This is a genomic window from Citrobacter sp. CK199 (assembly GCF_030333285.1).
GTDB lineage: Bacteria > Pseudomonadota > Gammaproteobacteria > Enterobacterales > Enterobacteriaceae > Citrobacter_B > Citrobacter_B koseri.
Window position 1 is genome coordinate 655,694 of record NZ_JAOWGF010000024.1, and the last position, 25,847, is coordinate 681,540.

The 25,847-nt window shown below is 50.2% G+C and carries 25 protein-coding genes, 2 pseudogenes and 1 other annotated feature; of the genes and pseudogenes, 11 read left to right on the forward strand and 16 right to left on the reverse strand.

Features of this window, described 5'->3' with window-relative positions:
• Positions 1-88 precede the first annotated feature (88 nt).
• On the forward strand, positions 89-955 hold the full coding sequence (locus OGX75_RS07250) for an L-threonine kinase (RefSeq protein WP_286451228.1): 867 nt from the start codon (positions 89-91) through the stop codon (positions 953-955).
• Positions 956-988: 33 nt separating this feature from the next.
• On the opposite strand, the gene OGX75_RS07255 is transcribed toward OGX75_RS07250, so the two are convergent.
• The 4 genes from OGX75_RS07255 to dacD form a co-directional block, all read right to left on the reverse strand.
• Positions 989-1,324 (reverse strand): DUF496 family protein, encoded by a 336-nt coding sequence (locus OGX75_RS07255; protein WP_024130204.1) that lies wholly within the window; start codon positions 1,322-1,324, stop codon positions 989-991.
• Positions 1,325-1,496: 172 nt separating this feature from the next.
• On the reverse strand, positions 1,497-2,555 hold the full coding sequence (locus OGX75_RS07260) for an FUSC family protein (RefSeq protein ID WP_012131751.1): 1,059 nt from the start codon (positions 2,553-2,555) through the stop codon (positions 1,497-1,499).
• 143 nt (positions 2,556-2,698) lie between these two features.
• Complete coding sequence (gene sbmC, locus OGX75_RS07265) at positions 2,699-3,166, reverse strand: DNA gyrase inhibitor SbmC (RefSeq protein ID WP_012131750.1); 468 nt, start codon at positions 3,164-3,166, stop codon at positions 2,699-2,701.
• Positions 3,167-3,414: 248 nt separating this feature from the next.
• Positions 3,415-4,587, reverse strand: coding sequence for a serine-type D-Ala-D-Ala carboxypeptidase DacD (gene dacD, locus OGX75_RS07270; protein ID WP_286451343.1), 1,173 nt, complete (start codon positions 4,585-4,587; stop codon positions 3,415-3,417).
• A 224-nt stretch (positions 4,588-4,811) separates the two neighbouring features.
• On the opposite strand from dacD, the gene sbcB reads away from it, so the two are divergent.
• A complete protein-coding gene (gene sbcB / locus OGX75_RS07275) occupies positions 4,812-6,236 on the forward strand; it encodes an exodeoxyribonuclease I (RefSeq protein WP_286451227.1) in 1,425 nt (474 codons plus the stop codon).
• 13 nt (positions 6,237-6,249) lie between these two features.
• On the opposite strand, the pseudogene OGX75_RS21275 reads toward sbcB, so the two are convergent.
• The 5 genes and pseudogenes from OGX75_RS21275 to OGX75_RS07295 all read right to left on the reverse strand — a co-directional run.
• Positions 6,250-6,333: pseudogene (locus OGX75_RS21275) on the reverse strand (hypothetical protein); the annotation flags it as partial.
• Positions 6,334-6,443: 110 nt separating this feature from the next.
• Complete coding sequence (locus OGX75_RS07280) at positions 6,444-7,805, reverse strand: APC family permease (RefSeq protein WP_024130202.1); 1,362 nt, start codon at positions 7,803-7,805, stop codon at positions 6,444-6,446.
• Positions 7,795-7,857, reverse strand: a complete 63-nt coding sequence (yoeI, locus tag OGX75_RS07285) for a membrane protein YoeI (protein ID WP_099433339.1) — start codon at positions 7,855-7,857, stop codon at positions 7,795-7,797. The genes OGX75_RS07280 and yoeI overlap by 11 nt, the downstream gene beginning before the upstream one ends.
• A gap of 161 nt (positions 7,858-8,018) precedes the next feature.
• A pseudogene (locus tag OGX75_RS07290) lies at positions 8,019-9,003 on the reverse strand (LysR family transcriptional regulator).
• A 41-nt stretch (positions 9,004-9,044) separates the two neighbouring features.
• Complete coding sequence (locus OGX75_RS07295) at positions 9,045-9,869, reverse strand: SDR family oxidoreductase (protein ID WP_049009132.1); 825 nt, start codon at positions 9,867-9,869, stop codon at positions 9,045-9,047.
• A 175-nt stretch (positions 9,870-10,044) separates the two neighbouring features.
• Here OGX75_RS07295 and hisL point away from each other — a divergent pair, with 175 nt between their 5' ends.
• From hisL to hisIE, 9 genes are all read left to right on the forward strand, one after another.
• Positions 10,045-10,095, forward strand: a complete 51-nt coding sequence (hisL, locus tag OGX75_RS07300; RefSeq protein WP_001364200.1) for a his operon leader peptide — start codon at positions 10,045-10,047, stop codon at positions 10,093-10,095.
• Positions 10,071-10,195, forward strand: a sequence feature (His leader region). Its footprint overlaps the gene before it by 25 nt.
• Before the next feature lie 46 nt (positions 10,196-10,241).
• Positions 10,242-11,141 (forward strand): ATP phosphoribosyltransferase, encoded by a 900-nt coding sequence (hisG, locus tag OGX75_RS07305; protein ID WP_024130200.1) that lies wholly within the window; start codon positions 10,242-10,244, stop codon positions 11,139-11,141.
• Between the two features lie 5 nt (positions 11,142-11,146).
• Positions 11,147-12,451 (forward strand): histidinol dehydrogenase, encoded by a 1,305-nt coding sequence (gene hisD, locus OGX75_RS07310; RefSeq protein ID WP_049009130.1) that lies wholly within the window; start codon positions 11,147-11,149, stop codon positions 12,449-12,451.
• The gene (hisC, locus tag OGX75_RS07315) at positions 12,448-13,527 is read left to right on the forward strand and encodes a histidinol-phosphate transaminase (protein ID WP_058669369.1); all 1,080 of its coding nucleotides are present in this window, start codon (positions 12,448-12,450) and stop codon (positions 13,525-13,527) included. Before hisD ends, hisC begins: the two co-directional genes overlap by 4 nt.
• Positions 13,524-14,591: a bifunctional histidinol-phosphatase/imidazoleglycerol-phosphate dehydratase HisB gene (gene hisB / locus OGX75_RS07320; RefSeq protein ID WP_115614725.1), complete on the forward strand. Its 1,068-nt coding sequence runs from the start codon at positions 13,524-13,526 to the stop codon at positions 14,589-14,591. Before hisC ends, hisB begins: the two co-directional genes overlap by 4 nt.
• Positions 14,591-15,181, forward strand: a complete 591-nt coding sequence (gene hisH, locus OGX75_RS07325; RefSeq protein WP_199976108.1) for an imidazole glycerol phosphate synthase subunit HisH — start codon at positions 14,591-14,593, stop codon at positions 15,179-15,181. Before hisB ends, hisH begins: the two co-directional genes overlap by 1 nt.
• Positions 15,181-15,918: a 1-(5-phosphoribosyl)-5-[(5-phosphoribosylamino)methylideneamino]imidazole-4-carboxamide isomerase gene (gene hisA, locus OGX75_RS07330; protein ID WP_115614723.1), complete on the forward strand. Its 738-nt coding sequence runs from the start codon at positions 15,181-15,183 to the stop codon at positions 15,916-15,918. The genes hisH and hisA overlap by 1 nt, the downstream gene beginning before the upstream one ends.
• Positions 15,900-16,676 carry an imidazole glycerol phosphate synthase subunit HisF gene (gene hisF / locus OGX75_RS07335; protein ID WP_012131735.1) on the forward strand — a complete coding sequence of 259 codons (777 nt, stop codon included), beginning with the start codon at positions 15,900-15,902 and terminating at the stop codon, positions 16,674-16,676. Before hisA ends, hisF begins: the two co-directional genes overlap by 19 nt.
• On the forward strand, positions 16,670-17,281 hold the full coding sequence (gene hisIE / locus OGX75_RS07340) for a bifunctional phosphoribosyl-AMP cyclohydrolase/phosphoribosyl-ATP diphosphatase HisIE (protein ID WP_199971596.1): 612 nt from the start codon (positions 16,670-16,672) through the stop codon (positions 17,279-17,281). The genes hisF and hisIE overlap by 7 nt, the downstream gene beginning before the upstream one ends.
• A 79-nt stretch (positions 17,282-17,360) precedes the next feature.
• On the opposite strand, the gene wzzB is transcribed toward hisIE, so the two are convergent.
• The 7 genes from wzzB to OGX75_RS07375 all read right to left on the reverse strand — a co-directional run bounded on the left by wzzB (position 17,361) and on the right by OGX75_RS07375 (position 25,837).
• The gene (gene wzzB / locus OGX75_RS07345; RefSeq protein WP_012131733.1) at positions 17,361-18,344 is read right to left on the reverse strand and encodes an LPS O-antigen chain length determinant protein WzzB; all 984 of its coding nucleotides are present in this window, start codon (positions 18,342-18,344) and stop codon (positions 17,361-17,363) included.
• 146 nt (positions 18,345-18,490) lie between these two features.
• Positions 18,491-19,657, reverse strand: coding sequence for a UDP-glucose 6-dehydrogenase (ugd, locus tag OGX75_RS07350; RefSeq protein WP_199971597.1), 1,167 nt, complete (start codon positions 19,655-19,657; stop codon positions 18,491-18,493).
• 237 nt (positions 19,658-19,894) lie between these two features.
• Complete coding sequence (gene gnd, locus OGX75_RS07355; protein ID WP_047462640.1) at positions 19,895-21,301, reverse strand: NADP-dependent phosphogluconate dehydrogenase; 1,407 nt, start codon at positions 21,299-21,301, stop codon at positions 19,895-19,897.
• A 149-nt stretch (positions 21,302-21,450) separates the two neighbouring features.
• On the reverse strand, positions 21,451-22,887 hold the full coding sequence (locus OGX75_RS07360) for an undecaprenyl-phosphate galactose phosphotransferase (protein WP_012131730.1): 1,437 nt from the start codon (positions 22,885-22,887) through the stop codon (positions 21,451-21,453).
• Positions 22,888-22,901: 14 nt separating this feature from the next.
• Positions 22,902-24,050: a UDP-galactopyranose mutase gene (glf, locus tag OGX75_RS07365; RefSeq protein ID WP_047462637.1), complete on the reverse strand. Its 1,149-nt coding sequence runs from the start codon at positions 24,048-24,050 to the stop codon at positions 22,902-22,904.
• Positions 24,051-24,062: 12 nt separating this feature from the next.
• Complete coding sequence (locus tag OGX75_RS07370; RefSeq protein ID WP_286451226.1) at positions 24,063-25,052, reverse strand: acyltransferase family protein; 990 nt, start codon at positions 25,050-25,052, stop codon at positions 24,063-24,065.
• A 23-nt stretch (positions 25,053-25,075) separates the two neighbouring features.
• Positions 25,076-25,837 (reverse strand): DUF4422 domain-containing protein, encoded by a 762-nt coding sequence (locus tag OGX75_RS07375; RefSeq protein WP_012131727.1) that lies wholly within the window; start codon positions 25,835-25,837, stop codon positions 25,076-25,078.
• Positions 25,838-25,847: the final 10 nt, after the last annotated feature.

A 25,847-nucleotide genomic window follows, 5' to 3' on the forward strand; every position in this document is an offset into this window, starting at 1 on the left:
GCCCGACTGCAACTTGCGGAAAATCATGGTAATAGCGCAATCGCCGTGACACTATGCGCCGAGGATTGCTGACCAGAAAGGTGAAAACGTGGCTGTTGCGCAATGCCCCGCGTCATGCGGAGAACTTATCCAGGGCTGGATTCTGGGCAGTGAGAAACTGGTCTCCTGCCCTGTCGAATGGTACAGCACCGTGGAAGTAAGCTCGGGCGCTCCCCTTGCGAATGAGCGCCCCCTTTCACGCGCAATGGTCAATCGGCTACTGGAATACTGGCGCTACCCTGCGCAGTGGAGCCAGGAAATTCGGATCGCAGTGCATTCCACCATTCCCGTCGCCAAAGGGATGGCCAGCAGTACCGCAGATATCGCGGCAACGGCGGTCGCAACCGCACACCATCTGGGGCATACGCTGGATGAACCCACGCTTGCACATCTGTGTGTTTCGCTTGAACCCACCGACAGCACCATTTTCCGTCAACTGACGCTTTTCGATCACAATGATGCTTCTACGCAAATGGCTTGTGAAGCGCAGCCACAGCTTGATCTTTTAGTCCTCGAAAGCCCAATAACGTTGCGCACGGCGGATTATCACCGCATCCCCCGACTGGAACGTCTGCATGCGGGGGCGGCGATGTTGCAGCAGGCATGGGAGAGAGTGCAGGAAGCCTGCATAACGCAAAACCCTCGTCGGATGGGGGAAGCCGCCACGCTCAGCGCTATCGCCAGCCAACAACTGTTACCAAAGCCAGGCTTTGATGCCCTGCTGGCGCTGGTGGAAACATGTGATTTATACGGTCTGAATGTGGCGCACAGCGGGAGCGTTGTCGGGCTGATGCTGGACAGGCAGCGCCATGACGTTGACCATATTAAGTGGGAACTCGCACAACGAAAACTGACGGAACACTGGCCCGATCAGCATTTGCTGAAGATGGTCACTGGCGGGGTTGAATTGCAGTGAGGAACACGCGGCGTTCCCCACTGCCACAGGCTGTTACTCTGCTTTTGCGTCGCCGTTTTTCATTTCGCCCATCGCTTTCAGCTTTTTAGAAATGTCGCGGCGTTCTTTAGAAATTTCTGCGTTTTTGATGATGTAATCATCAACGCGGTCCTCATAGTCGCTCTTCATGCTGGCGATGATGCCCTGGATCGCTTCAACGCTCATACCTGGCTTGATGTAATCGCTCAGGTTGTCCAGCAGCAGAACACGCTTCTGGTTGTCACGGATCTTTTTCTCAACGTCCTGGATTTCACGTTGCAGTTTGTTCTTACGACGGAACAGACGAACAAATTCCAGTACGTCCTGGAAAGAAGGCTTGTTGGTTTCCATTTTTACACCCCTGATAATGTGAGATTCGGATTCGTTTAAGCAACCGCTATACGTTAGGGTAAACATTACTTTTAGCCGTTGCAGATGACAATGGTTTTATCCTTTTTCAGTATCATACCCTTAATCGGTGCTGAATCGAAGCAGCAGCCGAATCACGAGCGTCATCTGCTTTTTATTTGCGCAATGCCCGGCAGATCAAATGGGAGAGCAGCTCCAGTTGCCGCGCCGTCTCCATACTTAGCCAAACATAGCCATGAATAGGCGTTTCAGCCACGGTATTGCCATGATGCTCGTTTATCAACTGGCGCAGCTCCGCGACAATCTCATTGAGTTTTTCCGTGTTTGCCAGTACCGGTTGTGGGTTGCCTTCGAACAGCGCATGGGCGATGGTGAGCAACGTTTGCTGCGTCATTTGCTGCGTTTCGCGCAGCGTATGCGCATTCAGCATCACAAAATGGCTGGCACGAGATGCCCAGTGCGCATTAATTTGCAGCTCAAGCATACAGACCAGATTGCGGTTCACGGTTTGAATCGCTTCGAATATCGACTTTTGAATGCGGGTTTCTTTACTGGCTGGCGTAATCAGCCCACGCATTTTGACGACGTCGCTCAGCAGTTTCTGTAAATGTTTCTCCAGCCGGGGACGCTCTAACAAATTGGGCGACAACGCGGCCTGATAGACCCGATTGTACGCCGTCACACAATGCGCCATCTGAATGCGCCAGTGTAAAAACGCGCGTTGCGGCCAGATGCCGGTAAACAGCATCGCCAGCAGCGAACCTAAAATAACATCCCCGCCGCGCCACAATGCCGTGTTCATGTCGCCTGCCGGCGCACCTACCACCACGGCGAGCGTGATGCCGATCAACAGAGCCTGATACGGCTTTTTCCCTAACGCCAGCCAACCGCACAAGAACATTGCCGCAGCGCACCAGATCAACATCAGCGGGAGGGAAAAAAGCTCCAGACGTAACGCTACAAGACCTAATACCGACCCCAGAATCGTGCCGCCAATGCGCTCAAACGCACGGGGAACCACGTTCCCCCAAAAGGAGATCGGCCCCATAATGACGACCAGTGTGATCAGCGGCCAGGTGCCTTCCGGGATGTTGAACAGTCGAACCAGCAGGAAAGTGAGAATAAACGCCAGCGCAATGCGAATGCCGTGTACAACACGATAATGGCGATATAAACGAATTTCAAAGGGACTCAGCGATTTATCAGCCCGCACTCACGCACTCCGTCTGGAAATGACCAAAAAACGAATTGTACCCGCTTTTGCAGCGAAAATATCACTAGAGCGGACAGGACTCGCACGTAAACTGCCCCGTCACGACGCCTATCCGCCGGGTACTGCGTACAATTTACACAGGGCTATTTCGACTGTACGGGTACATACATTTCAATGTCCCAGTACCCGTCTTCCGTTCCATTGTTAAGATAGACCTCAAAACACGGTTTAGCCGCTATCTGGTAGTGATTGTCCTGTAACAGGCTATTGAAAAACTGATACCAGGGCGTCGCGAAATCATGATTCTCAACGCGCGCCACCGCTGTCGCATACTGCCCGCCGGCGATCTCCGTCAGGATGACGCCTTCGCTATTTTTCGGAATGGTGAAATTATCCGGGACAGACACCACCGTATCGCAGCGGAGTTTTTCCGCCGGAACCTCATCTGGATTATCGTAGTAAACCGCGATCCATTCGAGCGGAACAACCTGATTCCCGTCAACCCACATCATAAGTTGTTCAAAACCTTGCTTCACCGTTTTTTCCCACGGGCCGACCATGTGAAAACCGGCGATATTACGCTTCTCTGCCTGCCTGATTTCGTAGTCCATACTGCCTCCGATAGTTTCACTGAGACTGATAGCACACCGTCGACCCGATGGCGCTGCGCGTATCAGGTCGACGGTGTTCCATAATGCATTGAAGTCAGCGCCGGATAAGGAAGCGATGTCCCCTCCGGCAAATCTTATACTGTATATAAACACAGCATAAGATTTTGCATATAAAGGTCACAAGGAAATCATGATGAGTATGTGAGCAGACTCGCACTCTTACCAGTCTGCCGTGTCAGAAAAGGGGGTTACGCCTTATGGTGGAAGTAATCGCTCAGTCGGGAAAAAACGCCGCCTTTGCCAACAGACTCCAGCGTCACCAGAGGCCAGTGCGCCACCAGCTTATCCCGATCGTATAGCTCAATTTCACCGACCCGCTGATGTGCGGCAATAGGGGCTTCAAGTTCTTTTTTATCAAGGGCATACCGGGCCTTAATATGCGGAATTTCAGTTTTCGGCAGCGCCATCCAGAAATCCTGCTCGGTGCCCAGAGCAATATTTTCTTTATCGCCGTACCAGATACGTTCCGTGCCAACCTGTTTGCCACTGCGTAAAATTTGTACCGTATCGAAATTTTGCTGCCCCCATTGCAACAACTTACGTGCCTGATCTTCGCGCCCTTTCGCGCTTTCCGCGCCCATCACAACGGCGATAAGACGACGCTGCCCGTCCACGGCGGAGGCAATCAGGTTAAAACCCGCGCCGGAGGTATGGCCGGTTTTCAGCCCGTCGATATTCATGGTTTTATCCCACAGCAGTCCGTTACGGTTCTGCTGGGTAATACCGTTCCATGTCAGGCTCTTTTCACTGTACATATGATAAAACTCAGGCTCACCGTGAATAATGGCGCGGGACAATATCGCCAGATCATAGGCTGAGCTGTGCTGGCCTGGCGCATCCAGTCCGTGTACCGTTTCAAAATGGGTATCCTGCAATTTCAGGGTTTCAACGTAGTGATTCATCATGGCGACGAACTGCGGTTGCCCTCCGGCAATGTAATCCGCCAGCGCAACGCAGGCATCGTTTCCAGAGTCAACAATCAGCCCCCGGCTGAGATCCCGAACCGAAACGCGCTCCCCTTGTTTCAGAAACATTAATGAAGATCCCACAAACACCGGGTTGTCTTTGGCCCAGGCATCACGTCCAACGGTTACGATATCGTCCGGGCTAATACGATGGCTGTCGATAGCGCGATCGACAACATAGCCGGTCATCAGCTTGGTCAGGCTGGCCGGGTTACGCCGCTGATGTTCATTACCTGCGGTCAGAATTTGACCCGTGGTGTAATCCATAAGTACCCATGACCCTGCCTGAATGGCCGGAGGCTGGGGAGAAAAATCTGGCACATCGGCAGCCAGAGCGGAAGAAAGATTCATCGCGAGAAGTGAAGCGGCAATAAACAAACGGCGTTTCAACACTATTTCCTCAGGAAAGTCATAATTTGCCGTTCTTTTTACGGAAGTTCTGATAAACAAACAGGGATAAATTGCAAGAAAATGTGACATAACGCACGTTTTTCTATGCCGTGCCGGGCAGCGTAACCTTAACGCTCCCAATAACGACTCAGAAGCTGATAACACCGCCAGGATTTGATACCCTGCTGCGCAGAACCGCGCAAACACACAGTAACGGATAGAACTGAACAATGAATGACGGCAAGCAGCACCCTACCTTCCTGTTCCATGACTACGAAACCTTCGGGACTCACCCGGCGCTGGACAGACCCGCACAGTTTGCCGCCATCCGCACGGATAGCGACTTTAATATTATTGGCGAACCTGAAGTCTTTTACTGCAAGCCCGCCGATGATTACCTGCCTCAGCCAGGCGCTGTGCTCATCACCGGGATTACGCCGCAGGAAGCGCGCGACAAAGGAGAGAACGAAGCCGACTTTGCCAGACGTATTCATTCGCTGTTCACCGTGCCAAAAACCTGTGTCGTCGGCTACAACAATGTCCGTTTTGATGATGAAGTCACGCGTAACATTTTGTATCGCAACTTCTACGATCCCTATGCCTGGAGCTGGCAGCACGACAACTCGCGCTGGGATTTGCTGGATGTGATGCGCGCCTGCTATGCCCTGCGCCCGGAAGGCATAAACTGGCCGGAAAATGACGACGGATTGCCCAGCTTCCGCCTTGAGCACTTGACCAAAGCCAACGGGATCGAACATGCCAACGCGCACGATGCAATGGCAGACGTGTACGCCACCATCGCTATGGCGCAACTGGTGAAGTCGCGCCAGCCGCGTCTATTTGACTACCTTTACACGCATCGCAACAAACATAAACTGGCGGCGTTGATCGATGTGCCGCAAATGAAACCGCTAGTACATATCTCCGGTATGTTTGGCGCCTGGCGCGGCAACACCAGCTGGGTTGCGCCGCTGGCCTGGCATCCAGAAAACCGCAATGCGGTCATTATGGTGGATCTGGCGGGCGATATGTCGCCATTAATGGAGCTGGACAGCGATACCCTGCGCGAGCGGTTATATACCGCTAAAGCCGATCTCGGCGATAACACCTCAGTTCCGGTAAAACTGGTACACATCAATAAATGCCCGGTGCTGGCTCAGGCTAATACACTCCGCCCGGAGGATGCCGATCGCCTGGGGATTAACCGTCAGCACTGTCTCGATAACCTGAAAGTGCTGCGCGATAATCCGCAGGTACGCGATAAGGTTGTGGCAATCTTCGCTGAGGCCGAGCCGTTTACGCCGTCTGAAAACGTCGATGCGCAGCTATACAATGGCTTTTTCAGCGACGCCGATCGTGCCGCCATGAAAATCGTGCTGGAAACCGAACCGCGCAATTTGCCCGCGCTGGATATTACGTTTGTCGATAAGCGGATTGAAAAACTGCTGTTCAACTATCGCGCCCGTAACTTCCCTGGGACGCTGGATGAAACCGAACAGCAACGCTGGCTGGAGCATCGTCGTCAGGTGTTTACGCCAGAGTTTTTGCAACGGTATGCGGAAGAGTTACAGATGCTGTATCAGCAATATGCTGACGATAAAGAGAAACTGGCATTGCTGAAATCACTCTGGCAGTACGCAGAAGAGATTGTCTGAGGAGCCACGCGTCGCTTTTGCCGGATGGCGGCGTAAACGCCTTATCCGGCCTACAAAAATAGGCAGCCGTAGGCCTGATAAGCGAAGCGCCATCAGGCGTTGGCGTTGTGCCGAAGGACGGCCGATGACCTTATCCGGCCTACAGATTTTTGCATAAAAAAACCGGAGAACATGTCTCCGGTTTTTTACCTGTGAAAGGTCATTTCATTACTGTGCGATATCTTCGTACTGCGGTACCGGATTGCGGAAGCTTTTGGTCACGCAAGCCAGATACACCAGGCCAATACCCGCCCAGATCAGACCCAGAGTCATTGAGCTTTCTTCCAGGTTGATCCACAGTGCGCCAACAGTCAGCGCGCCGCACACCGGCAGAACCAGATAGTTGAAGTGGTCTTTCAGCGTTTTGTTGCGCTTCTCACGAATCCAGAACTGGGAAATCACGGAGAGGTTCACGAAGGTAAACGCCACCAGCGCACCGAAGTTGATCAGCGCCGTCGCCGTAACCAGATCGAAGTTAATCGCCAGCAGTGCGATCGCGCCAACCAGCAGCACGTTCCACGCCGGAGTACGCCATTTCGGATGAACGTAGCCGAAGAAACGCGTCGGGAATACGCCGTCACGACCCATGACGTACATCAGACGGGAAACGCCCGCATGTGCCGCCATACCGGATGCCAGTACGGTCACGCTGGAGAAAATCAGCACGCCCCACTGGAAGGTTTTACCCGCAACGTACAGCATGATTTCAGGCTGTGATGCATCCGGGTCCTTAAAGCGCGAAATATCCGGGAAGTACAGTTGCAGGAAGTAAGACGCCGCGATAAAGATCAGGCCGCCAATCAGCGCCGTCAGGAAAATCGCGCGCGGAATAACGCGCTCCGCGTCTTTAGTCTCTTCAGACAGAGAAGAGATACCGTCAAAGCCGAGGAACGAGAAGCACAGGATTGTCGCACCGGTAATCATCGGCACAACGTGCGCGCCTTCAGACCAGAATGGACGGGAACTTACCAGCGTACCCGCACCTTCGCCGTGAGACACGCCGTAGATAATCAGGCCGACGATCACCGCTACAATCCCCATTTGCAGAATAACAATCAGGGTGTTGAAGTTAGCGACGGTCTTGATGCTGCGCAGGTTAGAGATGGTCATAAAGGCCACCAGCGCCACCACAAAGATCCACGACGGCACTGTCGGCACCAGCGCTTCAAAATAAATTTTCGCCAGCAGAATGTTGATCATCGGCATGAACAGGTAGTCCAGCAGCGATGACCAGCCCACCATAAAGCCTACGGTCGGGCTGATGGATTTCTGGGCGTAAGTGTACGCGGAGCCAGCGGACGGGAAACGACGCACCAGTTTACCGTAGCTCAACGCAGTAAAAAGAATCGCGATCAGCGCAAAGGCATACGCCGTCGCAACGTGACCGTCAGTGAGGCCTGAGACGATACCAAATGTATCGAACAGCGTCATCGGCTGCATATAGGCAAGACCCATCATTACAACCGGAATCAACGTAAGCGTCTTACGCAATTCCACGCGAGAGGTGTTTGGAGTAACGTTATGCGACATGGTCATTCCCCTTTACGGCGAATGCCGTCGCGTAAGCAAAAAATTGCCCCATTTTCTGGATTCCTCAGCGACAACAACTGTCGGTTTTTAGTAAGTATCTATCCGGTACGAAGCCCGGCCTCTTTTATTGAATGATTGGTTTGATGCAAAAAAATAACCGACGCGTATTAAAACGTCGGTTAATGTCATTTTTTGCAAGCGGCGCATTGTGCACTAAATTAAGGCGAAATGACAAGAGAATGAGAGCCCCGTCAAAAAATATTTTTTATTAACTGTTTGATTTCCCAGCATCCCCCATTGTATAGACGCCAGCAATAGCACTATTTGCTAAAATTTTATCTCGCCACCACGCGCTGGCCAGTCCGGCCGTCTGTTCGTTCCAGCCCATCCACACCGGCTCCGACACGATCTGCGCCGCCACGTTCTTCTCAATAAGCGCACCGCTGTCCAGAAAGCGTTGCGCCAGATAGCGCGGTAAATACCCACATCCCAGGCCGCTGATTTGCAGTTCCAGTTTGGTTTTAAAATCAAAAACCGTTATGGCTTCCTGATCATCAAGCAATTGCGCGCTTGCCGAACATGCCGGATGCGTCTCATCGCCGACCACAATCGCGCGGAACCGTTTTATTGTGCGCCGACTCAACGGCTCTTCTTCCTGCACCAGTGGATGATGCGGGGCAATCGCAAAAACCTGCTCAAGCTCTCCCAGACGCGCAAAACCGAAACCACTGGCGTAGGGCGGATCGTGCATTGCGCCAACGATGATATCCGCCCGCCCCTGCGTCAGCGCCTCCCAGGAACCGCCCAGCACGCCGTTTATGAATTTCAGGCGCGTTACGCTGTGATGTTGGTAGAAGGATTCAATGAGGGGAGTAAGGAGAGAAAAAGGAAACGTATCGTCCACACCGATGACCAGTTCGTTCTCCCAGCCTTCGTGAAGTTTGATGGCCTGCTTTTCCAGTTCGCGCACGGTATGCAGAACTTCCCGGCCTTTTTCCAGCAGCATCTGACCGGTGCGGGTAAACTTAGCCCGATGCCCGCTGCGATCCAACAGTTGGATATTCAGATCGCTTTCCAGCTTATGGACGGTATAGCTGAGCGCTGACGGCGTCTTAAACAATTTTGCCGACGCCGCCGCAAAGCTCCCCTCTTTCTCTAACGCATCGAGAATCATCAGAACGTCCAGCAGTGGTTTCATACTCGCCCCCTTGCGGTGTCTGGCGGTAGTCTGCTGGCGCGTCACTCCATCGGCATCACCAGCGGGTCGGGATACTGGTATTCAAACCCGAGTTCATTACAAATCCGGCTGCCATCAATAATCTTGCCTTTATCGTTACTCTGGCTTTCCAGAAAATGCGGCGGCTCCATACCCAGCAAACGCGCCATCTGCGGATAAAACACATTACGCGCCGGATGCGAAGGCGCACATATATTATAGATGTGTCCCCCTTTAGGTGCCTGTAACAGCAGAGTAATAGCGGCAATCACATCTTCCAGGTGGACCAGATTCACACCTTGCTGACCGTCAGGCGCGGTTTTACCGGCAAAGAAACGCCCCGGATGTCGTCCTGGCCCTACCAGCCCGGACAGACGCAGAATATCGACGGAGGTGCCGGGCAGATTGTGCAGCCAGTCTTCGAGTTCCTTCAGGATGCGCCCACTCGCCGTGACGGGATTACGCGGCGTAGTCTCTTTCACAATGCCGTGCACATCGCCGTACACTGACGTGGAACTGGTAAAAATGATACGCGGAACGTGATACGCCAGCGCGCTGTCGACCACCTCCTGTATTGCCTGGCGGTAAAAATCTTCCCCCGGCCCGCTACGGCGAGCGGGCAGCGTAATGACCAGAGCATCCACATCCATCAGCGCATCAAGATCGTCCGTTTCGCAAACCAGCTCAGGTTCCAGGCGCAGCGGATAGCTCTCAATGCCGCTCATGCGGGCCGCTTCCACGCCATCCTGCGTGGTTTTCGTGCCAGTAACCTGCCAGCCTCTTGCCGTCAGCGACATCGCCAGCGGCATTCCTAACCATCCTAAACCGACAATTGCGACCTTTTTCATGCGTTCTCTCCTGACTTTAACGCCATCTTATCTAAGGCTACGCCAGCCCGCCGGGACTGACAATTCATACCTTCAATATGAAATGAATTAATGATGAAAAAAAGCCCTTGCTTTCCAGCGCTAAAGTGGTTTAGGTTAAAAGGCATCAAATGAATAAGCATTCATCGAGAATTTTATGACACGCGTTCAATTTAAACACCACCATCATCACCATCATCCTGACTAGTCTTTCAGGCGATGTGTGCTGGAAGACATTCAGATCTTCCAGTGGTGCATGAACGCATGAGAAAGCCCCCGGAAGATCATTCTTCCGGGGGCTTTTTTTTGGTGCGCGATTCAGACCGGTTCAGACAGGATAAAGAGGAAAAAAGAATGTTAGATAACACCCGTTTACGCATAGCTATTCAGAAATCAGGCCGTTTAAGCGATGATTCACGCGAATTACTGGCCCGCTGCGGTATTAAAATCAACCTGCACACCCAGCGTCTGATTGCGATGGCGGAGAATATGCCGATTGATATTCTGCGCGTGCGTGATGACGATATTCCCGGCCTGGTCATGGATGGCGTGGTCGATCTGGGGATCATCGGGGAAAACGTTCTGGAAGAAGAGCTGTTGAGCCGCCGCGCGCAGGGCGAAGACCCGCGCTACTACACCCTGCGCCGTCTCGACTTCGGCGGCTGCCGCCTCTCGCTGGCCACCGCCGTCGATGAAGCCTGGGACGGCCCGGCTTCCCTTGACGGTAAACGCATCGCCACCTCTTACCCGCACCTGCTTAAGCGTTATCTGGATCAGAAAGGCGTGTCGTTTAAATCCTGTCTGTTAAACGGTTCTGTTGAAGTCGCTCCGCGTGCGGGTCTGGCCGATGCCATCTGCGATCTGGTGTCTACCGGAGCGACGCTGGAAGCCAACGGTCTGCGTGAAGTCGAGGTGATTTACCGTTCTAAAGCCTGCCTGATCCAGCGTGACGGTGAAATGGCCGAAGCTAAACAACAGCTTATCGACAAACTGCTGACCCGTATTCAGGGCGTTATTCAGGCGCGTGAATCCAAATACATCATGATGCATGCGCCAAGCGAGCGTCTGGAAGAAGTCATCGCGTTACTGCCGGGCGCAGAGCGTCCAACCATTCTGCCGCTGGCGGGCGATCAGCAGCGCGTCGCCATGCACATGGTCAGCAGCGAAACCCTGTTCTGGGAAACGATGGAAAAACTGAAAGCGCTCGGCGCCAGCTCTATTCTGGTGCTGCCAATTGAAAAGATGATGGAGTGACGGCCATGAGCTTTAATACAATCATCGACTGGAATAGCTGCAATACTGAACAGCAGCGTGCATTGCTGATGCGTCCGGCTATTTCCGCCTCCGACAGCATTACCCGTACCGTCGCAGAGATCCTGGATAATGTGAAATCACGCGGTGATGACGCCCTGCGTGAATACAGCGCGAAGTTTGATAAAACGAACGTCGCAGCGCTGAAAGTGTCCGCCGAAGAGATTGCCGCGGCCAGCGCGCGTCTGAGCGACGATCTCAAACAGGCGATGGCGGTAGCGGTAAAAAATATCGAAACCTTCCACAATGCGCAAAAACTACCGGCGGTAGATGTTGAAACGCAGCCCGGCGTTCGCTGTCAGCAGGTGACGCGCCCCGTCGCATCTGTCGGTCTGTATATCCCGGGCGGCTCTGCCCCGCTCTTCTCCACCGTATTAATGCTCGCTACGCCCGCGCGTATTGCCGGATGCAAAAAAGTGGTGCTGTGCTCGCCACCGCCTATCGCGGATGAAATCCTTTACGCTGCGCAGCTGTGCGGCGTGCAGGAAATCTTCAACGTCGGCGGCGCCCAGGCCATTGCCGCTCTGGCGTTCGGCAGCGAGTCCGTGCCAAAGGTGGACAAAATTTTTGGCCCCGGCAACGCGTTTGTCACCGAGGCGAAACGCCAGGTCAGCCAGCGTCTCGACGGCGCGGCAATTGATATGCCTGCCGGCCCTTCTGAAGTGCTGGTAATCGCCGACAGCGGCGCCACGCCGGATTTCGTGGCGTCTGACCTGCTCTCTCAGGCGGAACACGGCCCGGATTCTCAGGTCATCCTGCTGACCCCGGATGCCGGTATTGCGCAGAACGTCGCGGAGGCCGTCGAACGCCAGTTAGCGGAGTTACCGCGTGCGGAAACAGCGCGTCAGGCATTAAGCGCCAGCCGTCTGATCGTGACGAAAGACTTAGCCCAGTGCGTCGCCATCTCGAACCAGTATGGGCCGGAACACCTGATCATTCAGACCCGCAAGGCGCGCGATCTGGTGGAGGATATTACCAGCGCGGGTTCCGTTTTTCTCGGTGACTGGTCACCGGAATCCGCAGGCGACTACGCTTCCGGCACTAATCATGTGCTGCCGACCTATGGTTATACCGCCACCTGCTCCAGCCTCGGTCTGGCGGATTTCCAGAAACGCATGACCGTTCAGGAATTGTCGCAGGCGGGTTTCTCCGCACTGGCATCCACCATTGAAACGCTGGCTGCGGCAGAACGGCTGACCGCCCACAAAAATGCTGTCACCCTACGCGTTAACGCCCTTAAGGAGCAAGCATGAGCACTGAAAATACCCGCAGCGTCACCGACTTAGCCCGGGAAAACGTTCGCAACCTGACGCCGTACCAGTCCGCTCGCCGTCTGGGCGGTAATGGCGATGTGTGGCTGAATGCCAATGAGTTCCCGACGGCGGTGGAGTTTCAGCTGACTCAGCAAACGCTCAACCGCTACCCGGAATGCCAGCCAAAAGCGGTTATTGAAAATTATGCGCAGTACGCCGGAGTGAACCCCGGGCAGGTGCTGGTCAGCCGTGGCGCAGACGAAGGTATTGAACTGCTGATTCGCGCATTCTGCGAACCGGGGAAAGATGCGATTCTCTATTGTCCGCCAACGTACGGCATGTACAGCGTCAGCGCGGAAACTATTGGCGTTGAATGCCGGACGGTTCCGACGCTGGAAAACTGGCAGCTGGATCTGCGGGGCATCGCCGATAAACTCGACGGCGTTAAAGTGGTGTTTGTATGCAGCCCCAACAACCCGACCGGGCAGCTTATCAATCCACAGGATTTACGTACTCTGCTGGAAATGACGCGCGGCAACGCCATTGTGGTGGCGGATGAAGCCTATATTGAATTCTGCCCACAGGCAACGCTGGCTGGCTGGCTCTCTGAATACCCGCATCTGGTAGTGCTGCGCACGCTCTCCAAAGCCTTTGCGCTCGCCGGTCTGCGCTGCGGATTTACGCTGGCGAATGAAGAGGTCATCAACCTGCTGCTGAAAGTCATCGCCCCCTACCCGCTCTCTACACCGGTCGCCGATATTGCCGCTCAGGCGTTGACGCCGCAAGGCGTCAACGCGATGCGCGAACGTGTGGCGCAGATTCTGCTGGAACGTCAGTATCTGGTTAATGCGCTGAAAGAGATTGCCTGCGTAGAACAGGTGTTCGATTCAGAAACCAACTACATTCTGGCACGTTTTACCGCGTCAAGTAGCGTGTTTAAATCTCTGTGGGATCAGGGCATTATCTTACGTGATCAGAATAAACAACCTTCTTTAAGCGGCTGTCTGCGTATCACTGTTGGAACCCGCGAAGAAAGCCAGCGCGTCATTGACGCCTTACGTGCGGAGCAAGTATGAGCCAGAAGTATCTTTTTATTGACCGTGATGGAACCCTGATTGCCGAACCGCCGAGTGATTTTCAGGTGGATCGTTTTGACAAACTCGCCTTTGAACCGGACGTGGTGCCGGTTCTGCTGAAGCTGCAAAAAGCCGGCTTTAAGCTGGTGATGATAACCAACCAGGACGGGCTGGGAACGCAGAGCTTCCCGCAGGCAGACTTCGACGGCCCGCACGACCTGATGATGCAGGTTTTCACCTCCCAGGGTGTACTGTTTGATGAAGTGCTGATCTGCCCGCACCTGCCAGTGGATGAGTGCGACTGCCGTAAGCCGAAGGTAAAGCTGGTTGAACGTTATCTGGCTGAACAGGCGATGGATAGCGCCAACAGCTACGTGATTGGCGATCGCGCTACCGACATCCAGTTGGCCGAAAACATGGGCATTAACGGGTTACGTTATAACCGTGAAACCCTGAACTGGACGATGATTGGCGAACAGCTGACAAAACGCGACCGCTATGCCCACGTTGAGCGCGATACCAAAGAAACGCAGATTGACGTCAAGGTGTGGCTGGATCGCGAAGGCGGCAGCAAGATCAATACCGGCGTGGGCTTCTTTGACCATATGCTCGATCAGATCGCCACGCATGGCGGTTTCCGTATGGAGATCGCGGTCAAGGGCGACCTCTATATTGACGATCACCATACGGTAGAAGATACCGGTCTGGCGCTGGGCGAAGCGCTAAAACTGGCGTTGGGCGATAAGCGCGGTATCAACCGCTTTGGTTTTGTGCTGCCGATGGACGAATGCCTGGCGCGTTGCGCACTGGATATCTCCGGGCGCCCGCACCTGGAATATAAAGCCGAGTTTACCTATCAGCGCGTGGGCGATCTGAGCACCGAGATGGTTGAACACTTCTTCCGCTCGCTCTCCTACACCATGGGCGTGACGCTGCACCTGAAGACCAAAGGTAAAAACGATCACCACCGTGTAGAAAGCCTGTTTAAAGCGTTTGGCCGCACGTTGCGCCAGGCCATTCGGGTAGAAGGCGACACGCTGCCTTCTTCTAAAGGAGTGCTGTGATGAACGTCGTCATCCTTGATACCGGCTGCGCCAACCTGAACTCGGTGAAATCCGCCGTGGCGCGCCACGGTTATGATCCGCTGGTCAGCCGCGACCCGGAGGTCGTCTTAAAAGCTGACAAACTCTTCCTGCCCGGCGTGGGAACCGCCCAGGCGGCGATGGATCAGTTGCGCGAGCGTGAGCTTGTCGAATTGATTAAGGCTTGTACTCAGCCCGTTCTGGGAATTTGTTTAGGCATGCAGATTCTCGGGCGCCACAGTGAAGAGACAAACGGCGTCGACCTTCTGGGCATTATTGACCAAGACGTCCCGAAGATGACCGATTTTGGCCTGCCGCTCCCGCATATGGGCTGGAACCGCGTTTACCCGCAGGCGGGTAATCGTCTTTTCCAGGGCATTGAAGATGGCGCCTGGTTCTACTTTGTTCACAGCTACGCTATGCCCGTAAATCCGTGGACCATTGCTCAATGCAACTACGGCGAACCCTTCACTGCGGCAGTGCAAAAAGACAATTTCTTCGGCGTGCAGTTCCACCCGGAACGCTCCGGCGCCGCTGGCGCGCAGTTGCTGAAAAACTTCCTGGAGATGTGATGATTATTCCGGCATTAGATTTGATCGATGGCACCGTAGTGCGTCTCCATCAGGGCGACTACGCCCGGCAGCGTGATTACGGTAACGATCCCCTTCCCCGCCTGCGGGATTATGCCGCCCAGGGCGCCGAAGTACTGCATCTGGTCGATTTGACCGGGGCGAAAGATCCGGCCAGACGGCAGATCCCGCTGATTAAAACGCTGGTCGCAGGCGTGAATGTGCCCGTGCAGGTTGGCGGCGGCGTGCGTACTGAAGACGATGTTGCGGCGCTGCTGGACGCAGGCGTTGCCCGCGTGGTGGTCGGCTCCACGGCGGTCAAATCTCCCGAGGTGGTCAAAGGCTGGTTTGAGCGCTTTGGCGCTGACGCGCTGGTGCTGGCGCTGGATGTGCGTATTGATGATCGGGGCAACAAACAGGTTGCCGTCAGCGGCTGGCAGGAGAACTCCGGCGTTTCGCTGGAAGAGCTGGTCGAGACTTATCTGTCAGTTGGCCTGAAGCATGTACTGTGCACCGATATCTCCCGTGACGGCACGCTGGCGGGTTCCAACGTCTCATTATATGACGAAGTGTGCGCGAAATATCCGCAGGTCGCCTTTCAGTCTTCCGGCGGAATTGGCGGGATTGAAGACGTGGCCGCTCTGCGCGGCACGGGCGTTCGCGGCGTGATTGTCGGCCGCGCCCTACTGGAAGGTAAATTCACCGTTAAGGAGGCCATCCAATGCTGGCAAAACGTATAATCCCTTGCCTGGACGTACGCGATGGTCAGGTAGTAAAAGGCGTACAATTCCGCAATCATGAAATCATCGGCGATATCGTCCCGCTGGCAAAACGCTATGCCGATGAAGGCGCAGACGAGCTGGTGTTCTATGATATTACCGCTTCCAGTGACGGGCGCGTGGTTGATAAGAGTTGGGTGTCGCGCGTCGCGGAAGTGATCGACATTCCATTCTGTGTCGCGGGTGGCATCAGGTCTATTGATGACGCCGCTAAAATCCTCTCTTTCGGCGCCGATAAAATTTCCATCAACTCCCCTGCGCTGGCCGACCCAACGCTGATCACCCGTCTTGCTGACCGTTTTGGCGTACAGTGCATTGTCGTGGGCATTGATACCTGGTTTGATGCCGAAACCGGCAAGTATCACGTCAACCAGTATACCGGCGATGAAAGCCGTACCCGCGTGACGCAGTGGGAAACTCTCGACTGGGTGCAGGAAGTGCAAAAACGCGGGGCCGGTGAAATCGTGCTTAACATGATGAATCAGGACGGCGTGCGTAACGGTTACGATCTGGAGCAACTGAAAAAAGTCCGTGACGTCTGTCATGTACCGCTGATTGCCTCCGGCGGCGCGGGCACGATGGAGCACTTCCTTGAAGCCTTCCGCGATACCGATGTCGACGGGGCGCTTGCTGCCTCCGTCTTCCACAAACAGATTATTAATATTGGTGAATTAAAAGCGTACCTGGAAGCACAGGGCGTGGAGATCAGGATATGTTAACAGAGCAACAGCGCCGCGAACTCGACTGGGAAAAAACCGACGGATTAATGCCGGTTGTCGTGCAACATGCGGTATCCGGTGAAGTGTTGATGCTGGGTTACATGACCCCTGAAGCGCTGGATAAAACAATCGAAAGCGGCAACGTCACTTTCTTCTCACGAACCAAACAGCGTTTGTGGACCAAAGGCGAAACATCCGGCCACTTCCTGAAGATAGTCCGCATCGCGCCGGATTGTGATAACGACACACTGCTGGTGCTGGCCAATCCAATTGGACCAACCTGCCACAAAGGCACCAGCAGCTGCTTTGGGGATGCCAGCCATCAGTGGTTATTCCTGTATCAACTTGAGCAACTGTTAGCCGAGCGTAAAACTGCCGATCCGGCAAGCTCTTACACGGCGAAACTTTACGCCAGCGGCACCAAGCGTATCGCGCAGAAAGTGGGTGAAGAAGGTGTCGAGACCGCGCTGGCCGCAACGGTACATGACCGTTTTGAGCTGACCAATGAAGCCTCCGACCTGATGTACCACCTGCTGGTGCTGCTACAGGACCAGGACCTTGATTTAACGACCGTCATTGAGAATTTACGTAAGCGTCATCAATAGCTTCTGATGCGAAAAAACCGGGCAATGCCCGGTTTTTTGTAGGTCGGATAAGCGTAGTGCCATCCAGGATAACAATAAATTACTGCGTTTTCTCTCTGTAGTCGCGCAGAGCATTACGCCCCAGCACCACACCTGCACCAATCATCCCGCCCAGTAGCACCGCCAGGACCAGCACAATTGCCTTTTTCGGACTGTCACGACGAACCGGCAGCGTCGGCTTCATGACGTAACGGTAGGCGTGAATGGATGCGGTTTCGATTTTCAGATTTCCGATATCCAGCAGGTTCTGTTTCGTTTGATAATAATTTGACGAAAAAACCAGCGGACGCGTGGATTCATGTTCAATCATTGATTTCAGCGCATCGCTGCCCAGGAGAACCATCGTGTCCTGGGTGACATCCTGAGTTTGCTGAACCTGTGGTTTAGTCACATCAGCCTGCTCAGCATAGCGCAATGCTTCCTGAATTTGCTTGATACGCAAATCTTTTTGCTCCTGCGCGACCACTTCCTGCGTTTTTAACGAGTCCTCAAGCGTAGTTGTCTGCAACTTGATGTTATCTTTCAGATCCGCTTCCAGTTCTTTCGCAACGCTCTCATCTACCTGCTGGATATACTCTGCCAGCTGGCGCTGCGCCCCTTCCGCAGACTCTCCAACGTAAGAAACAGCCAACGGCAATGATTGACCCTTAACAGAAGGAGTAATAGTTAATTCTTCAGGTTCTTCCTGATTATCCAGAGCTGCTGACAATGCGGAAAAGGCGGAGCTAAAGCGACCGATAAAGCCAGTCTGAATATCCGCAACTTTCGGAGCGTTATCGCCATACAAAACGCTCATCGCATTATTATAAGTGGCAATCTGCCCCACATCCGGCTGGGTGATAATGGCGGTAGAGGTCCATTTCTCTTTCGCTACCAGGATGTAACCAACAGCCAATAGAATTGCGACAATGACACACACAAAGATTGTCATTTTTCCGCGCCACAATTGCATCACTAAATCAATCAAATCAATCTGTTCCGGGTCATTACTGCGCCCGGTAGCATTGTTATTGTTCACTGTCATCAGTACCCTAACTAAGAAAATGCTTAAGCTGGAGACAGTGTAGTCATAAACATCGTTAATGCTATAGGATTATTGATAAAATTTACGGATTATTTCAAATACTTTGATAGCCAATCAGGGGCTATTGTAGCCCCAATAACAGAAGGTTAATCACTGCCAAAGAGATCGCGTGTATAAACTTTGTCCTGAACATCCAGCAGTTCAGACGCCATGCGATTGGAGATAATCACGTCGGACTGCTGTTTAAACGTATTCAAATCACGTTCAAGGCGGGAATTAAAGAACGACGTTTCCTTCATAACCGGTTCGTAAATAATAACTTCCACACCTTTAGCTTTGATACGCTTCATAATCCCCTGAATTGAAGACGCGCGGAAATTATCAGAACCACTCTTCATAATCAGACGATAGATGCCCACCACTTTGGGTTTTCTGGACAGGATGGCATCTGCAATAAAATCTTTACGCGTCCGGTTCGCATCCACGATCGCGGAGATAATATTGTTTGGCACTGACTGATAATTCGCCAGAAGTTGCTTCGTATCTTTCGGCAGACAATAACCGCCATAACCAAATGAAGGATTGTTGTAATGATTGCCAATACGAGGATCCAGACACACACCTTCAATAATTTGTCGGGTATTCAGTCCTAAACTTTCCGCATAGCTATCAAGTTCATTAAAGTAAGCAACACGCATCGCAAGGTAAGTATTAGCAAAAAGCTTAATCGCCTCTGCTTCCGTCGAATCGGTAAACAGGGTTGGAATATCCTGTTTTATGGCGCCTTCCTGTAGCAAAGCAGCGAATCGCTCCGCACGCTCAGAGCGTTCACCAATCACAATCCGCGAAGGATGCAAATTATCATAAAGCGCTTTACCTTCACGCAGGAACTCGGGGGAGAAAATGATATTTTGCGTATTAAATTTTTTACTCATCGCTGCGGTGAAACCAACCGGCACCGTTGACTTGATCACCATCACTGCCGATGGGTTAATCTCTGTCACATCCTGAATAACTGATTCTACACTTGATGTGTTGAAATAATTTGTTTTTGGATCATAGTCGGTTGGTGTTGCAATAATGACATAATCAGCATTTTGGTAGGCGGATACCTTGTCTAAGGTTGCTTCAAAATTAATATTCCCGGACGCTAAAAATTGCTGTATTTCTTTATCAACAATCGGAGATATCCGATCATTTAGCATTCCTACACGTTCGGGAATAATGTCTAACGCGGTAACCTGGTGATGCTGTGCGATAAGCAAACCGTTTGACAGACCAACGTACCCGGTTCCAGAAATGGTGATTTTCATTTCACGCTCTCAGAATTAACTTAATTATGCATCATGATGTTTATACATCCTGATAAGATATAAAAGTTTTAACGCCTGAATGAATATTGTGTCAATGAAGGCTAAAACAATTCAGATTTTCTTTATCAGGTTAAACATTAATTATTAAGTTAATATTAAGCAGTAAAAATAAATCAATCAGATTAGGGACAAAAAAAAAGCCCGGTGAATCACCGGGCTTTTGATGCGAATCAGGAATTACTCCAGCCATTCAGTATGGAAAACGCCTTCTTTATCAGTACGCTTATACGTATGCGCCCCAAAGTAGTCACGCTGCGCCTGGATCAGGTTCGCAGGAAGAACGGCTGCGCGATAGCTGTCATAGTAGGCAACAGCGGCAGAGAACGTCGGAACCGGGATACCATTCTGCACGGCATACGCAACCACATCACGCAGCGCTTGCTGATAATCGTCCGCGATTTTCTTGAAGTACGGTGCCAGCAGCAGGTTAGCAATACCCGCATTTTCTGCATATGCGTCGGTGATTTTCTGCAAGAACTGTGCACGAATAATGCAGCCGGCACGGAAGATCTTCGCAATTTCGCCGTAGTTCAGATCCCAGTTGTATTCGTCAGAAGCGGCACGCAGCTGGGAAAACCCTTGTGCGTAAGAGACGATCTTGCCAAGGTAGAGCGCGCGACGGACTTTCTCGATAAATTCCGCTTTGTCACCCGCAAGCTGCGCTTTAGGTCCCGACAACACTTTAGACGCTGCGACACGCTGCTCTTTCAGAGAAGAGATATAACGTGCAAAAACGGATTCCGTGATCAGCGACAGCGGCTCGCCCAGATCCAGAGAACTCTGGCTGGTCCATTTACCGGTGCCTTTGTTCGCCGCTTCATCCAGAATCACATCAACCAGATATTTACCCTCTTCATCCTTTTTGGTGAAGATGTCTTTGGTGATGTCGATCAGGTAGCTGTTCAGCTCGCCTTTGTTCCACTCAGTGAAAGTATCTGCCAGCTCTTCGTTAGACAGATTCAGGCCACCTTTCAGCAAAGAATAGGCTTCTGCGATCAGCTGCATGTCGCCGTATTCGATACCGTTGTGAACCATTTTCACATAGTGACCGGCACCATCGGCACCAATATAGGTCACGCAAGGTTCGCCATCTTCTGCAACTGCGGCAATTTTAGTCAGAATCGGCGCAACCAGTTCGTAGGCCTCTTTCTGACCGCCAGGCATGATAGATGGGCCTTTCAGCGCCCCTTCTTCACCACCGGAAACGCCGGTACCAATGAAGTTAAAGCCTTCAGCAGAAAGTTCGCGATTACGACGGATAGTGTCCTGGAAGAACGTGTTACCACCATCAATGATGATGTCGCCTTTATCCAGATACGGCTTCAGGGAATCGATAGCAGCATCAGTGCCCGCCCCTGCTTTCACCATTAACAGGATACGACGAGGCGTTTCAAGGGATTCAACAAACTCTTTTACCGTGTAGTAAGGCACCAGTTTTTTGCCTGGGTTTTCGGCAATCACTTCTTCGGTCTTTTCACGGGAGCGGTTGAAAACGGAGACGGTATAACCACGGCTCTCGATGTTGAGCGCCAGGTTGCGCCCCATCACTGCCATACCGACGACGCCGATCTGTTGCTTGGACATTACATACTCCTGTCAGGTGTGGATACCCCGCCGTAAAATGGCGGCGAGTAAAGTGAAGAACATGTTAACTCAGGTTAGAGGCCAGAAGGTAGCAATAGATGTCCTCTTCAGAATGAACTTAATGCACATAAAATGCAGTTTCTGCTACATCAATATGCACCATCTCTATGGAGGACTACCTTCACTGTTTTGAAAAGAATAGCGATGTCATTCCACAGCGACCAGTTCTTGACATACCAGGAGTCAAAGTAGACTCGGGTATCGTAATCCACATCGTTACGTCCACTTACCTGCCACAACCCTGTCATTCCCGGTTTCGCCATTAGATAGTAATCAACATTCTCATCATAGCGTGGTAACTCTTCAGAGATAATCGGACGCGGGCCAACCAGACTCATTTGACCTTTCAGCACATTAAATAACTGAGGCAATTCATCAAGACTGGTTTTACGAATAAATCGACCGACAGGAGTGATTCGCGGATCGTTTTTCAACTTAAAGTCACGCTCCCATTCTTCCCGTGCGGCAGGATCGGAATCAAGGAGCTTTTGTAAAACCTCCTGCGAATTCATCACCATTGAGCGAAACTTATAGCAAGGGAAAAGCTTACCGTGACGTCCTACTCGCATATGACCGTAGATTGCCGGACCACCATCACGGGTAACTTTGTACCAAAGATAAATGAGCAGTGGCGAAGAAATTAAGATAATCAGTGATGAACAGACAATATCGAAAGTCCGTTTAAGGAAACGAGATGTCCGTTTTGCCAGATTATTATGAATACGCAGCAACATGACTTCATGACTAAAGATGAAAGACATATCGGTATTATAAAGTGGTAACCCGCGCAGGGACGGAATAACCGTGACAGAACGGCAGTCCTTCTTCGATAGTTCGCGCAACCAGTTAATGGTCTTATCGCTGTTTTCCATTTCAAAAGCTACAATGAAATGAATATCGCCTGTTTTCTTCATTTCCCAAAGAATATTGGGGTCCTGAAGAACCGGCAGTCCCTGTAGCGTTGCCTCTGTACACTCTTCGTCATAAAATGCGACAACATCAAAGCCAAGCATTTCCTCACTTTGCAGTGCATAATAAGCTTCCACTGCATTACTTCCGCTACCCATAATGACAGTCTTTTTCTTCCAAATCCCAAGACGATTAAGAAGTTGTTTGGTCATTGCTCGGAAAAGCGGCAGCAGAATTAATGCAAACGTCCAACAAAAGACCCATACATACCGAGAAAATTGCCATTTAGAAAAAGCGACCAGCGCCAGATCAAAAACAGCAAAGATCACAATAGTGCGGATAATCTCCTTCAATTCAAACCAAAAGGGTTTGCGATAGGAATAATGTCGCAACCGAACCCAGAACCATCCCACACATATCAAACTCAGGATGACATGAGAAATTATACGCATCTCCAGTTGAGCATCGGGGATAAAACGATAAAGATCGTTAAAAATCCAGTATACACAACCAATAGAGAGGGCCAGTGATAAGTTAAAAAATATAAAATCCGATGCTGCGAGAAAAACCTTGCATAGCAATGGATTATATTTATTCAAAAAATTATCCGTATCCATGACAACACCTGACGTTAGCGAGGATTTATATTAAATACAGGCATTGGCTCCTGACTCTTTTGACATTCAAGGAATTTATTTGCAACATCAATAGCTTCACGAATAGTGACATCCATATCCAGATAGCGGTAGGTACCAAGACGCCCGACAAAAGTGGTATTGCTTAATTCCATCGCTTTATCCAGGTAGCGATTGAGCAGTTCTTTTTCCTTAACCATACGGATCGGATAATACGGAATATCATCTTCGGTGCAGAAGCGACTAAATTCACGATAACATGTTGTTTTTTCGTGTGACTCCCAGGGTGAGAAATGCTTATGCTCAGTGATTCGGGTATAAGGTACATTTTCTTCGCAGTAGTTGATAACAGCCGTTCCCTGGTAGTCACCTTCTGCTGAGAATTTTTCGAAATCCAGCGTGCGATAACCCAGACGCCCCTCACTAAAGTTAAAGTAACCATCCAGCGCGCCTGACCAAAATACATGCTGGTAGGCCCCACTCTCGGTAGCTGAAAACTCAGTATCTGTTCTTATTTCAATCAGTTCGTGATCAAGAATTTTTCCAACCATATCGGTATAGCCATCTCTGGGCATCCCCTGATACTGGTGGTTAAAATAATTGTCATTATAGTTAAAACGAAGCGGCAAGCGTTTCAAAATACTGGCTGGTAACTCCGTCGGCTCACAACCCCATTGTTTACGCGTATAGCCTTTAAAGAATGCTTCATACAGTTCCCGACCAATCATGCTGATGGCCTGTTCTTCAAAGTTTTTCGGTTCGACAATAGATTTGTCAGCTTTAGATTCGATGAAAGCACGGGCTTCATCCGGACGCATTGTTTTATTGAAAAACTGATTAATCGTATGCAGGTTTACTGGTAGTAAGTAAACATTGCCTTTGTAAATGGCCTTCACACGGTTGGTGTAAGGCATAAACTCTGAATACTGATTAACGAAATCCCAAACTTCTTTATCATCTGTATGAAAAATATGGGGACCATAAACGTGCAACATGACGTTGGTCTGCGGATCACGTTCTGAATGACAGTTACCAGCAATATGAGAACGTTTGTCGAAAACAACAGACTCAATCCCTTCCTCTGCTAATAATCTTGCAATAACCGCACCAGAAATACCCGCACCGACAATAGCAACAGATTTCATCAATGACCTCAATTATTTTGCTTCTTTATAAGTTACAAACATTTTCCCATTCACCAGGGAATTAAGAGCTGGCCAGCATGCAATTATTTTCACAAGAATAGCGAGCAATACGATCTGGATAATAAAACTTAATATGACATAGTATTCCATATGTACAAAAGTTAATATATTTTTCGCTATGGCGTTAATATAATAATTAAACCCCAATATAACCAAAGTATTTTTACCCAACCAAGAGATAAATTCCGAATTAATATAACCCGCAATATAATAGAGCAGATAACTTCCTGCTAAAGCAGAAGCAAGATTTATAAAAGCCCATACTCCATTCCCCACCTGTAATGCAGACATATCAACCTCAGTGGGAGTTAAATACGAAAATCCCAAAAGCAGTACGACAGAAATCATCGCATAATTAATATGTCTGGTTATGACAATACTTTGCAATATATATCCAATTAAAAAATATGGCATAGAGATAAAAGCTATATTCACATTAAAAAAATGAAAAATATTTACATTTTTCGCAATTAAATAAAAGGAAATTACAATCAAGGCAATAATATATTTATTTGAAGAGATTTTCATTATTAAATAAAACATAGCCTCAACTATAAACAGGCAATATAAAAACCAAATGGGAGTAACAAAGAAATTATTTGCTACTTTTGTTGCACCTGTTAATGTTCCATATAATTTCATAAGGAAATCACTACCAGATATATTACTCATCAATAACATAGCAACAAACGGCAAGCCACAAATTACTCCAATCGTCCATGCAGGAATAATCAATCTATAAAATCGCTGGATGATAAATATCCAAGGTTTCAACTCCAGATTTTTAACATTTACCAGATAACCAGAAAGAATGAAAAAAGCAGGCATATGAAAACTATAAATAATCTTATGCCAAGATGGACTGAGGAAGGATACATGTCCTAACACAACCAACAATATCCCCAGTCCACGATATATATCTATATCCGTACGTCGAGTCATTGAATACTCTCGCTGCTTATATTTTATTTTAGGAAATGCCTAACCAAGAGTGCACTTCCTTTTTTTATTAAATTTTCACCTTCAATATTTACAACCTTTCTGTATCCAACTTTAATATTTCTTTTATTATGTTCAATCCATACATTAAATAATCTTTCTGCCATGAATCCTAAAATTCTTTTTTGATAAGAATCATAACCAGAGAAATCAATCTGTTTATTCACTTCGTCTAATAGAGGGAAAAGCCACTGGCAATACTGATTGACCACATCAGCCTTACCTACGAACATATTATACAGACTTATTTTCCGACCATGCATAACCGTATCGAAGGCTTGATTATAATCAGGATACATAGCCTCCACGATAGAGCGTAATATATTCAAATCACCTTCTGAATGAGCTCGGCAGTAATGATTTTTTATATTCGTAACATAGTAATTACGTTTACGAGCGACAATTAAATCATATTTATTTAGGTCAAAATCATTACTAGAAGCAATGCCCTTACCATGGAGCGGTATAATATTATGAACGCCAGCGAAATAACGACGATAATGAACTAAACCAACAATATCTTCATCTGAATTTTTCCAGATCCAATATAATGCAGTCAATTCACAATATGATGGATTTAATTCTGATATATTATCTCCTTCATTATCACCGATAACACTTATACCTAAATCTGATGTACTATTCTTCTTACCTACATGGATAGGTTGATAACCTTCATCTACAGGAAAATCATATTGCTTATGTGTTGCGATATATATTCTAATCATGATATTACCA